At 69.2% G+C, this 11,672-nt stretch carries 8 protein-coding genes and 1 tRNA gene; 2 read left to right on the top strand and 7 right to left on the bottom strand.

Features of this window, described 5'->3' with window-relative positions; genetic code table 11:
- Genes NAF06_RS13040 through NAF06_RS13030 form a run of 3 tightly spaced genes read right to left on the bottom strand, consistent with a single transcriptional unit; the run spans position 1 to position 6,544 of the window.
- Entirely contained in the window at positions 1–519 is a 519-nt protein-coding gene (locus tag NAF06_RS13040; protein ID WP_006629947.1) for a DUF7287 family protein, read from the bottom strand.
- Positions 509–2,545, bottom strand: coding sequence for a type II secretion system F family protein (locus NAF06_RS13035; protein ID WP_008581054.1), 2,037 nt, complete (start codon positions 2,543–2,545; stop codon positions 509–511). The genes NAF06_RS13040 and NAF06_RS13035 overlap by 11 nt, the downstream gene beginning before the upstream one ends.
- Positions 2,546–2,572: 27 nt before the next feature.
- Positions 2,573–6,544 (bottom strand): ATPase, T2SS/T4P/T4SS family, encoded by a 3,972-nt coding sequence (locus tag NAF06_RS13030; RefSeq protein ID WP_008581052.1) that lies wholly within the window; start codon positions 6,542–6,544, stop codon positions 2,573–2,575.
- 179 nt (positions 6,545–6,723) lie between these two features.
- Between NAF06_RS13030 and NAF06_RS13025 the strand changes: the two genes are divergently transcribed.
- Entirely contained in the window at positions 6,724–7,359 is a 636-nt protein-coding gene (locus tag NAF06_RS13025) for a DUF1405 domain-containing protein (RefSeq protein WP_008581050.1), read from the top strand.
- Positions 7,360–7,503: 144 nt separating this feature from the next.
- On the opposite strand, the gene NAF06_RS13020 is transcribed toward NAF06_RS13025, so the two are convergent.
- The 3 genes from NAF06_RS13020 to NAF06_RS13010 form a co-directional block, all read right to left on the bottom strand.
- Positions 7,504–7,576, bottom strand: a tRNA-Arg gene (locus NAF06_RS13020).
- Between the two features lie 53 nt (positions 7,577–7,629).
- Positions 7,630–7,902, bottom strand: coding sequence for a Sec-independent protein translocase subunit TatA/TatB (locus NAF06_RS13015; RefSeq protein WP_049908529.1), 273 nt, complete (start codon positions 7,900–7,902; stop codon positions 7,630–7,632).
- A 103-nt stretch (positions 7,903–8,005) separates the two neighbouring features.
- Positions 8,006–8,887, bottom strand: coding sequence for a hypothetical protein (locus tag NAF06_RS13010; protein WP_008581046.1), 882 nt, complete (start codon positions 8,885–8,887; stop codon positions 8,006–8,008).
- Between the two features lie 190 nt (positions 8,888–9,077).
- Here NAF06_RS13010 and NAF06_RS13005 point away from each other — a divergent pair, with 190 nt between their 5' ends.
- Complete coding sequence (locus NAF06_RS13005; RefSeq protein WP_008581044.1) at positions 9,078–9,548, top strand: redoxin domain-containing protein; 471 nt, start codon at positions 9,078–9,080, stop codon at positions 9,546–9,548.
- A gap of 33 nt (positions 9,549–9,581) precedes the next feature.
- Here NAF06_RS13005 and NAF06_RS13000 read toward each other — a convergent pair whose 3' ends face one another.
- Positions 9,582–11,630: an AMP-binding protein gene (locus NAF06_RS13000; protein ID WP_008581041.1), complete on the bottom strand. Its 2,049-nt coding sequence runs from the start codon at positions 11,628–11,630 to the stop codon at positions 9,582–9,584.
- Positions 11,631–11,672: the final 42 nt, after the last annotated feature.

The following is an 11,672-nucleotide window of genomic DNA, read 5'->3' as shown; positions in this document are numbered from 1 at the left end:
TCACCACACCCGCAGCGTGAGCCGGTACGTCTCTGGATCCCCCGGGCTCTCGGGATCGTCGATGGTGACGATGCGGCTGGCGGCCGAGACGCTCTCCGTCCGCGGCGGTGCGGGACCGGCGCGCATCGTGGTGACGTTCCCGTTCGATTCGAGCTGCTGGACCCTCCCGTCCTGCGTCACGGTGAGATTGAGTCCGCGCAGGTCGTCGACGCCGAGTTCCGCGTGGAGGTCGTCGGCGTCTTCGGTCCACCCGCACTCCTCGTCGGCCGCCGGGGCAGTCCCGCCGAAGAACGCGAACGTACAGGCGTGCGACAGGGCCGCGGTCGAGCCGACGCCGGTGAGCGACGACTCCGCGAGCCGCGCCGCGCCGCGCTCGGCGACGATGACGGTCGCGCCCTCCCCGACCGCGTACGGCTCCAGAAGCGACGGGACGAACGCGAACGTGAACCCGACCGCGACGAGGAACACGGACATCCCGACGACGAAGTCGAGGACGGTCTGCGCGCGGTCACCCGACATAGATCCACACCCCCAGCGCCAGCGTCATCAGGATCACGGCGAACTTGACCCCGGAGACGAGCTCCGCGTCGCGGATGTAGCCGCTGATGAACCCCGAGAGGATCGCTTGGATCGTCACCGCGTGGAAGAACAGCATCGAGAGGATGTCGGGGTCGATGCCGCCGCCGCCGCCGAAGCCCGCCCCGCCGGCGCTCCCGCCGCCGTCGCTCTGCGAGACCAGGTCGCCCATCACGTCGATGAACTGCGTCTGGAGGATGGCCATCACGCCGAGCAGCGTGATGTACGTCATCACGATGATCGCCACCTGCATCCGGGTCCGGGACTTGCGCTCGCGCTCGATGTCGTCCTGGTTCTCCGAGGCCTGCGCGGCCGTCGTCAGCACGTCCGTGATCTGCGAGGAGGCCTCCTGCGCCTCAGTGATGAGCTTCACCGTCCGGGCGAGCCGGGGCACCGCGTACGAGTTGTTGAACTCGACTAAGGCGTCCCGCAGGCTCATCCCGTAGTTCACCTTCGCGTGGATCACCTCGAACTCGTCCGAGAGCGTCCCGGTCGACGTCTCCGAGACGGTCTGGACGGATTCGAGCAGCGTCTGCCCGGTGTCGTTCGCGGAGGAGAGCTTCCGGAGGGTCTCCGAGAGCTTCCCTGTCACCGCCCGCCGCGAGCGCTGGTGCCACTCGTAGAAGACCCCGAGCGGGATCAACACGACGTAGACGGGGACGTAGATCCAGACGAACGCCGACCACACGGGGCGAGCGATCCACCCGTCGAGCGTCGTCGGGGCCGAGCCGGCCGCGGCCGCGACGCCGACGAGCGCGAGCGCCGAGGGGACGGTCAGAGCGAGGGTGTACAGGGGGTTCTCGCGCAGGAAAACGTGGGGCGCGGAGAGGATCTCCATCGTCTTGTGGGTCCCCTCGCGGTCGCGGATGCGGTCGAAGACGCCGAAGGTCCCGACGAACGCCTCCACCAGCCCGAAGTGGAAGAGCCCCTCCTGACTCGTCTGCCGGAGCCGCTCGCTGCCGCCGTCCGGCTGGAGGTAGCCGTCGCCCGGCTCGTCCTGTTTCACCGTCGAGACCAACACGAGGAAGCCGACGCCGACGAGCGGGATGAGCAGGTACACCGTGACGTACAGCAGGCGGTCGTCGGCCTCGCCCATCATCCCCATGATGACGAGGATGATGATGAGAAGGAGCGGGAACAGAGAGAGCGTCATGTACATCTCGCCGAACAGCTCCAGCGTCTCCAACGTCATCTCGCGCTCCTGTTTCGACGTGCGGAGGTGTTTCTCCTTTTTGTCCTTCAGGAAGCTCTCCATGTCGCCGCCGGAGTTGACGATGGAGAGCATGTCGGCGAGGAACTGCGAGAGCTCGTCGGAGGGGGTCTCGAGCGACTGCTGGCGGATCGCGTTGCGGTAGTCGGTGCCGAAGTACTCCGTCTCGTTGACGATGCTCTGGAACTCGCGGGACACCTCGCCGTAGGTGTCCTCGGCGGCCGCCATCGCGCGCAGGATCTCCAGCTGGTTGAGCCCGCCGACGGAGAGGGCGTACATGAACGAGACGGAGTCGGCCAACAGGAGGTTGATCTCGCGCTTCCGCGACGAGGCCCGGGAGTACGGGACCGCGAGGAGGCCGCCGAACCCGAGCGCGAAGCCGATCGATCCGAAGACGAGCCCGCTGACGAACACCGCGGTCGGCACGACGAGCGACCGGAGCAGCGCCTGGATCTCCGGGGTCGGCGCGGGGACGCCGAGCGAGAGGGTTCCGGGGTCGATCAGCCCGAGCGAGAACGCGCCGTAGCCGACGAGCGTGCCGACCGCCCAGAGCGACCCGCCGACCAACAGCCCGACCGCGAGGGCCATCGAGACGTACATCTCGACCTGATCGGGCATGCGCGCCTCGACGAGTTTGCGCTCGACGTCGGCGACGAAGTCGCCGTCGGGGTCGAACAGGAGCTCGAACACAGGGTAACACAGCTCCGCGAGGACGTTCGCGTCGAGCCCGCCGTCGCCCGCGTCCACGTCGAGGCTCACGACGAGTCCCTCAAGACCGACATCGTGTCACCCGTCCTCCGCGGGCTCGACGTCGCCGAACCCCCAGTTCTCGATGTCGTCGCCGGACTCGCCGTCCGACGAGTCGCCCCCGGGCGGCTCGGCGTCCGGCGGATCGGCGTCCGAAGCGTCCTCGCCCTCCGATTTCCCCGGTTCGGCCGGTTCGGTCGGCCCGTCGAGCTCGTCCGATTCCCCGGGCCCGTCGACCGCGGATTCGACGGAGTCGCCGGCGTCGGGGTCGGGAGCGCCGAACCCCTCGCTCACGTCCGGCTCCGCGCCCGATCCCGGCGGTCCCGCGGGCGACGAGAGCACGTCGACCCCCTCGTCGAACGGCTCCCCGAAGTCGATGTCCCCGGGGTCGCCGGAGCCGTCGCCGGCCGCGGTCGCGTCCGCTTCGGCGGTCTCCCCGAAGTCGCCGTGAGCGGGGTCGGTCGGTGAGGCGTCCGGATCGAAGTCGGGCGACTGGGCGTCCGGGCCGGTGTCCGGTGACTGGGCGTCCGGGTCGGCGTCGGCCGCCTCCGGCTCCGCGTTCGCCTCGATCGCGGTCGCGTCCGTCGCGTCCGCCTCCCGCACCGTTTCGGCGAGGGCCTCGCGGTCCCCTCCCGGCCGCGCCTCGACGTCGCGGGCGGGAGCCATCTCGAGGAGGGCGTTCGCGACCGAGTCCGGCACCTCGCCCCGGTACGTCTCGAACAGGTCCTCGGCGGAGTCGAGTATCTCGGCGACCTCCGCCCGCGCCTCGGCGTCCGGTTCGGGTCGCGGGACCAGCTCCTCCTTGTCGCGGTCGACGTTGATCAGCACCGACTCCATCTCGCGGAGGTCCTCCAGCGAGCGCTCGAGCTCGTCGTTGGCCATGAGCGCGAGCACCGTTTCCGGGTCGTTGATGAACGCCTGGAACGTCGCCGCCACCTGCGCGTAGCTGTTGAGCCCGCGGTCGATGAGGTACGCCAACACGACGCGGCGCTTGCGCAGCTCCTCGTCGAGCGTCTCACGGCTCCAGCCGCGGTCGAACATGATGTCTTCGAGGGTGTTCGAGTCGCCCATCTGGAGGAACTCGTCCGTCTCGGCCTGCCACTGGAACACGTCCTGAACGTTGATCTCGTCGTTCTCGGCGTCGTAGTGGTTGATCTCGGTGATCGACTTGTTCCGGCGGACCTTCTTGCCCTGAACGCGGGTCGACGTCTGGATGGAGACCAGATCGAGTGCGGTGAACATCGTCTTCGAGACGTTGATCGGGTCGGTGGTGAACCGCTTGAGCACCTCGCCGACGGAGTCGGCGTGGAAGGTGGTGTAGGTGGTGTGGCCGGTCGACATCACCTGAAAGGCGGTCCGACCCTCCTCGCCGCGGATCTCGCCCATCACGGTGTAGTCGGGGCGCTGGCGGAGCGCGGCCTCCAGTAAGTCGAACTCGTCGATGTCGCCCTTGTCGTCGTCGGAGAAGGAGGGGCGCGTGACGGAGGCGATCCAGTTGCGCTGCGGCAGCTCCACCTCCCGGGTGTCCTCGATCGAGACGATCTTCGCGTTCGAGGGGATGAAGAGGGAGACCGCGTTCAGGCTCGTCGTCTTCCCGGAGGCGGTGCCGCCGGCGAAGATCAGGCTCTTGTGGTTCTCGATCGAGAGCCAGAGGAACGCCATCTCGTCGAGCGAGAACGTCTTCCAGTTGATCAGGTCGATCGGGGTGAACGGAACGTCGTTGAACTGCCGGATGGTGTAGTTGGTCCCGTGGTCGGACACCTCGCGGCCGAGCGTGAGCTGGGCGCGCGAGCCGTCGGGGAGGGTGGCGTCCACCTGGGGCCGCCGCTTCGAGATGCCCTTCCCGGACCGCTGCGCCAGCTTCACTACGAAGTCGTCCAGCTCGTCGGTGCCGTGATGGATGTTCGTGATGATCTGCTCGTACTCGGAGTGGTAGACGAAGACGGGGGAGTTGTACCCGTCACAGGAGATGTCCTCGACGTTGATGTCGTACTTGATCGGGTCGATCCGCTCGTAGCCGATGAAGTCGCGTTTGAGGTAGTACAGCAGCTTCTCGACCTGGTGTTCCGAGAGCGTCTCGGCGTCCTCCGCGAGGACGGCCGGCTCGGGGCGGGCGCTGATCTCCGGCGGGTCGGACTCCGACTCGACGGGCGGCTCGTAGCCCAGCGACTCCGCGATCCGCCACGCGATCCCCTCGGACGGCTCGATCCCGAACCGGTCGATCAGCGCGTCCGCGATCCCGCGCTCGTCGCCGTCGTCCTCGTAGATTCCGTAGCGGTCCAGGAGCGACCGCGTCTCCTCGACTATCACCTCCTCGCGGAACGCCTCGCCGCCGCCCGCGATCGACTCGTCGGCGTACTTGATCGAGGTGCGGAGCTTCCCGGTGAGAAACTCCGTGAGGTCCGTCTCGATCTCGGTCCGGTACGGCTGGACCGCGTAGTACTTCACCTCGTTCTCCTTCGTCGACCGGAAGACGATGACGAACGCGTACGGCTTGTTCACCCAGTAGCGCTCCTCCTCGCGGAAGTGCGTCTTCTTCGGCATCGGTACCGCCTTCTCCAGGTCGTACCGGTTCGTCAGCGTCGTGTGGCCCTCCGCGGTCGAGAAGAACGCGTCCTCGTCGATCTCTGGGTTGACGTCGACGGTCCGCTCGTCGACGAGGTCGGCGAGGTCGGCGGCGGCGTTCCCGCCCGCACCGAGCAGCTCCTCGGTGCGGTCCGGGTCGAACCCGAGCGCCTCCGTCTTGTCCTCGTGGGTGAACGCCTGCGGCTCGGGTTCTCCCTCCTCGTTCTCGACCGTCGGCGGGTTCCCGTCCTCGTCGAGGAAGAACTCCTCGCGGTAGTCGTCCCACGTGTAGTACCCCTTCAACACCGGGACCGAGTACGGGTCGTACCGCTCAGCGCACAGGTCCCAGAGGACGTCGCCGACCGCCGCGGCCGCGCGGACCCGATAGTCCGTCTCGCTCGGGTCGAACCCGAGGAGCGCGGCCGGATCGAGGTCGACTCGGACCCACTCGTCCGGGGTCGGCGCGCGCGACGGCACCGGCTCGACGGCGTCGCCGGACGCGACCACGACCCCGCCGACGCCGCCACGTCCGACCGGGTCCGCGAAGACCGTGTCCGGTGCCGCGTCCTCGGTGTCGACGTCGTCAACGATGGTGTCGTCGCGTTCCGTCTCGCCGTCGGTAGGGGCCGTTTCGTCGCCGTTCGCGTCCGCCTCTCCGTCGCCCGCGTCCGTGTCGCTGCTCTCGCCGTCCGCATCCGGCACGTCGACTCCGGCTTCGCCGTCCTCGTCGGGGACCGTCTCGGGCGGCGCTGCGAGGCGCTCGCCGGTCGGCACGACGGCCGACCCGTCGAGCAGGACGGCGTCCGAGCCGACGACCAGCGTGCCTCGGTCCGGGGTCCCGTGGCCGGAGACCGCGGTCTCGCCGTCGGCCTCGAACGGTTCGTCGACCCCGGCGGCCCGGATCACGTCGTCAACGCCGTCGGGGAGGTGGAGCGCGACCGCGTCGGCCGGCACCGCCGGGGCGTCCGGCACGTCGTCGTACACCCGCCGCGCGGCGTCCTCCTGGCCTCGCTCCGCGAGCAGGGACCGCCAGGTGTACCGGTCGGTGACGACCGGCGACCCCGCGTCCGGTCCGTCGTCCTCGTCGAGTTCGGACCCCCCGTCCGTCCCGTCGTCGGGGTCGAGTTCGGACGCCTCGACCGCCCCGTCGTCGGGGTCGAGTTCGGACGCCTCGACCGCCCCGTCGTCGGGGTCGAAAGACCTGTCTCCTTCCGACGACTCAGCGTCGTCCGTCGTCTCGGTCGCCGTATCGCCCTCCGCCGGATCCGTCCGGTTCGTCGGATCCGCCGGTTCTGTGTCCGCGTCCGCGTCCCGTTCGTCGGGGTCGTCTCGTTGGTCGGGTTCCTCGGCGTCATCCCGACCGTCCCGCGGGGACGCGTCGGACGCGGAGCTGTCGCCCTCCAGATCGGACCGCTGGGCGGGGCGCTCGGCGTCCTCGTCGCTCATAGTCCCGTCAACGCCGGGTCCGTTGAAAAAGCTGTCTGGCAAAACACCGCGATTGATAATCGACAGCGGACGGTCGGGTTTTAGGCCGTCGCGCACGGATCGCCGCCGTGTCACGCTCCGAGCGGTTTCCGCGGCTCCGGCGACTCCGGCGACTGCGAAGTCCCGCGGTCAGGCGGCGGGTGCGGGCGGCGATCGCCGAGGAGCTACTCGGGACGCCGCGGAGCCTCGCCGTCGTCTGCGGGTTCACCGCGTTCATGCTCGCGGTCGGGACCTGGTACTACGCGCCGACGGCGGGTTCGGTTCCGGTCCCCCTCTGGCCGCTGTACGCGGACTCGACGGTCGCGGTCGCGCTCGGCGGAGCGGTCCTCGTCGGAATCGTGCCCACGGTCCGACGCGGCGGCGACGTGACCGTCGACACCCCGGTCTCGCGGGCGTCGGCGTACCTCCAGACGGTCGCGTTCGTCTGGCTGGTCCAGTTCGGCGTCTGGCCGCTGGTCTCGCTCAACCTCGCGTTCGGCCGGTACGTCGCCGCCCCGGACGCGTGGCTCTACTACTGGGGCGTGATCGGGACGCACCTGCTGTTCGTCGGGCTGGCGCTCCTGTTCCCGGCGTTCGGGCGCACGACGCCGGGCGCGCTCGCGACGGCGCTGGCGCTCGGCGTCGCGAACGTCGTCGTCGACTACTGGGTCGGCTTCCACCCGCCGCTGCTGTACGAGCCCGGAGCCGGACTGGCGGGCGCGACGCTCGCCATCGCGGTGGGATCGGTCGCGCTCGCGTCGCACTCGTTCAGGCGGCTGGAGGACTCTGAGCGGTGACGCGCTTTCGACAGCGCAAGAATCCCGCTTGTGCCGCTACTGCTCACTTCGTTCGCAGATAGCGGGCACGGCGGGATCCCCGCGAGCGAACGTAGTGAGCGAGCGTGGAGCCAGTCGCGCCCGTGACTGAGCGGAGCGAAGGAACGGGCGCGACGGGATTCGAACCCGCGATCGAGAGGTTAGGAACCTCTCGCCCTGTCCGCTAGGCCACGCGCCCAAATCGGGGAGAGAAGACTGTACGGCGGAAGTCGATCGGTGTCGGAGCCGGCGTTACGCGCTGGTTTCCTTGTCGGTCTCGGCTTCGAGGTCGTCGAACTCGTCGTCCTCGTCGTTGACCACCGAGCCGCTGTCGTCGTCGTCCATCTCTTTCAGTTCCTCCTCGATCTCCTCGCGGCCCTTCTTGAACTCACCCATCGCCTGCCCGGTCGAGCGGGCCAGCTTCGGGATCTTGTTCGCCCCGAACAGCAGGACCAGCACGAGCAGGATGATGAGGAGCTCGGGCCCCACCGGAAGACCGCCGAACAGTGGAATCACACTTACCATCTCTGTCTCGCAGTAACCCTGTGGCGACTATAGTCTTTTTGCCTCCGCCGGATCCGCGCGGCCGCCGAGGGCGTCCGAACTTGATCGGCGACCGCAGGAGGAATCAGTCCCACCCGGAGAGGTGCGTGAAGTACCAGTCCCCGTCGTAGCGGACGAGCGGAACGGCTTCCCCGTCGGTCGAAATCGCGTCGAGGACTGCCGCGAACGCGTCGGAGTGCGGCGGGGACTCGCGGTACTCGGAGTCGATCGCCGCGTCAAGGATCGCGCGCCGCTCCGGGCCCGGGTCGTCGAACGACCGACCGTGTTCCTCGCCGACGGCCCGACGGAACTCGTCTGGCGACGAGGCGACGTGCTCGGCGCGAACCGCCACGGTTCGGACCTCGACCGACCGCTCTTCCTCGAACCCGAACCGGAGCAGTTCGCCGTCCCACTCGACGCGCTGGCCGTCGTTCGCGGGGACGAACCGCGAGCGCTCCCGCGTCTCGGCGGACGCGTACGCGAACGTCACGTCGAACGGCGGATAGTGCGGCGCGTGAACGAGACCCGCGTTCCCGAGCGCGTCGCGGACCGCGTCGCGGTCGCACTCCGGGAGGTCAGCGAACGGGACGTTCGACGGGGGGCCGGAGCGGAACGAGTCGACGGCGTCGACCTCGACCGCGTACTCGTAGCCCGTCGCCGCGACCGAGCGGAGCGTCTCGGTCTCGATGCGGTGGAACGCCGGGCCGTCGGTGACGACGTACGGTGCCGAGACGTCCGGACCGTAGTATCCCTCGACGGTCCCCTCGCCGCCGTCGATCGCGGTCCGCACGGCGGCTCGGCCGGCGTGGCCGACCATGTCGACGGAGGTGGCGAAGGCGTTCGAAACGCCCGTGACCGACGCCTCGTCGAGCTTGAGAACGGTCGCTGCGGCACCGTCGTCCCCGAAGTCGGCGTCGAGACATCCGGACAGCGCGGGCACCGAGGCGGTCGCGGTCAGCAGTACCACTCGACGGCGGATCGGGCGGCGTGGAGGGCGGGACACGCGCGGTCCTACCGCGGCGACCCACTTGGTCTCTGTCCCGATGCGAGTCGCGTCGTCTCCTCCGGTCGTATCGAGGACGGGCCGCCCGAGGGCGACGGACCGACTCGAATTCCGCCGTCGAAACCGTGATACGCCCGGCCGACGACAACCAGATATGCCACACGTCGGCGACAACGCTCCCGACTTCACCGGATCGCTCGTGGACGGCGACATCGCGCCGTTCCGACTCTCGGACCACCTTGGCGACGAGCCGGTCGTGCTCGCCTTCTTCCCCGCCGCCTTCTCGAACACCTGTACCGACGAGATGGAGGCGCTCCGCGACGGGTTCGACCGCGACGACTGTACGCTGTTCGGCGTGAGCACCGACCTGCCGCACGCGCTCGCGGCGTACCGCACCCAGTACGGCCTCCCGTTCGCGCTCGTCGGCGACCCGGACCACGGCGCGATCGAGGCGTACGACGTGATCGAGGACTTCGAGGGCTACGGTGTCGAGACGGTCGCCCAGCGCGCCGTGTTCGTGATCGACGCGGACGGGACCGTGACGTACCGCTGGCTCGCGGACAACGCCGGGCAAGAACCGGACTACGACGAACTCGACGAGGCGGTGGCGGACGCGGCCGCCTGACTGGATCTCGGTTCGAGGCGGTCGGTTCCGTACTCAGGCGGCGTCCCGCAGCGCGTCGAGCGCCTCCGGGTTCTCCATCGAGGAGAGGTCGCCCGGGTCCTCGCCGACGTAGACGGACTCGATCGCGCGCCGGATGATCTTGCCCGACTGGGTCTTCGGGAAGGCGTCGACGAACAGCAGCTCGCGCGGCCGGAACGGCTTGCCGTGTTCGTCGCCGACTAAGGCGCGTAGCTCCTCGCGGAGGTCGTCGCTCGGCTCCGCGTCGGGTTCGAGGACGACGTACGCGACGACCGCGGTCCCCGTGGTGTCGTCCGGGACGCCCACCGCGGCCGCCTGATTGACCGCGTCGTGGTCGATGAGGACGCCCTCGATCTCGGCCGGTCCGACCTTCCGCCCGGCGACGTTGAGGGCGTCGTCGGCGCGACCGTGGAGGAACCAGAACCCGTCGTCGTCCTTCTGCGCGAAGTCGCCGTGGTCCCACAGGTCGGGCCACGTCGACCAGTACTCCTCTACGTAGCGCTCGTCGCCCGACCACAGCGACTTCGTCATCGAGGGGCAGGAGTCGCGCGCGACGAGGTACCCGCGCTCGCCGGACTCACGGACCGACTCGCCGGTCTCGTCGACGATGTCGATGTCCATCCCCAGTCCGGGCCCGCCGAGCGTACAGGGCTTCAGCGGCCGGTTGGGCATCGGCATCAGGAAGCAGCCGCAGATCTCCGTGCCGCCGGAGATGTTGATTATCGGGCAGTCGCCGCCGCCGACCGCGTCGTAGAACCAGCGCCACGACTCGGGGTCCCACGGCTCGCCGGTGGAGCCCAGTATCCGGAGCGAGGAGAGGTCGTGTTCTTCGACCCATTCGTCTCCGTGCTTGCGGAGCGCGCGGATCGCGGTCGGCGAGATGCCGAACTGCGTGATCGAGTGCCGGTCGATCATCTCCCAGAATCGGTCCGGCTCGGGGTGGTCGGGCGCGCCCTCGTACATCACCACCGTCCCGCCGAACGCGTGGTTGCCGATCAGCGTCCACGGCCCCATCATCCAGCCGATGTCGGAGACCCAGAAGAAGCGGTCCGCGGGCTTCTGGTCGAAGCCGAAGTGGATCTCCTTGGCGCACTGCGTGAGGACGCCCGCGTGGGTGTGGACGATGCCCTTCGGCTCGCCGGTGGTCCCCGAGGAGTACAGCAGCAGCGACTCCTGATCGCTCGGGAGGTGCTTCGTCTCGTAGGTCGACGGCTGCGAGCCGACCGCTCCCGTCCACGTCCGGTCGCGGTCGTCGTTCCACGGGACGGGGTCCGTGTGGTCCCCTCCCTCACCGGCCGCGTTCGGACCGCCGCCGTCGCTCGCGGGCGTCGCGCCGAGTCGGTCGTACACGACCACCTCCTCGACGTGGCCGGCGTCCGCGATCGCCTCGTCGGCGGTCCCCTTCAGCCGCACCTCGTCGCCGCGGCGGTAGAAGCCGTCGCCCGTGAACAGCACGGACGGCTCCCCGTCCTCGATCCGAGTCGCGGTCGCCTCGCGGCCGAACCCGGAGAAGATCGGCACCGCGATCGCGCCGACCTTCAGGCAGCCGTAGAGAATCGAGACGACCTCGGGCACCATCGGCATGTACAGCCCGACGGTGTCGCCGGTCTCGATCCCGGCCTCGGTCAGGTAGTTCGCGACGCGGTCGCTCTGCCGGCGGAGCTCGTGGTAGGTGATCTCGCGGACGTCTCCCGGCTCCCCCTCCCAGAGCAGCGCGACGCGGTTTCGGTTCGGGGAGTCGACCGCGGCGTGGCGGTCGACGACGTTGTGCGCGACGTTGACCTCGCCGCCGGGGTACCAGTCGGAGAACTGCGGGCCGTCGGTGTCGTCCCGGACCGCGTCGTAGTCGGTGTAGAAGTCGATATCGAGGTAGTCGACGATCTCGTCCCAGAACCAGTCGACCCCGGACTCCGGTTCGCCCGGGACCGCCGAGGTCGTCCGCTCGATCAGCTCCTCGTAGTCGTCGATCCCGTACTCGCGCATGAACGCCGCGACGTTCGTCGACTCGGCGAACGCCTCGGTCGGCTCGTGTACGACCTCCTCGAACCCCTCGTACTCGTCCATCTCGTCCGGGGATTTTCGCGGCGACAGTAAGTAACTTTCCTG

Origin of the sequence: Halorubrum hochsteinianum, from assembly GCF_023702125.1 — an archaeon.
Classification (GTDB): domain Archaea; phylum Halobacteriota; class Halobacteria; order Halobacteriales; family Haloferacaceae; genus Halorubrum; species Halorubrum hochsteinianum.
Note: the sequence above shows the minus strand (reverse complement) of the source record. Positions and strands in the feature narration are given on the sequence as shown.

Coding starts and splice junctions, on each gene's coding strand:
- NAF06_RS13030 (WP_008581052.1), bottom strand. CDS start 6,544: ATGAGCGACGAGGACGCCGAGCGCCCCGCCCAGCGGTCCGATCTGGAG.
- NAF06_RS13005 (WP_008581044.1), top strand. CDS start 9,078: ATGCCACACGTCGGCGACAACGCTCCCGACTTCACCGGATCGCTCGTG.
- NAF06_RS13040 (WP_006629947.1), bottom strand. CDS start 519: ATGTCGGGTGACCGCGCGCAGACCGTCCTCGACTTCGTCGTCGGGATG.
- NAF06_RS13000 (WP_008581041.1), bottom strand. CDS start 11,630: ATGGACGAGTACGAGGGGTTCGAGGAGGTCGTACACGAGCCGACCGAG.
- NAF06_RS13015 (WP_049908529.1), bottom strand. CDS start 7,902: ATGGTAAGTGTGATTCCACTGTTCGGCGGTCTTCCGGTGGGGCCCGAG.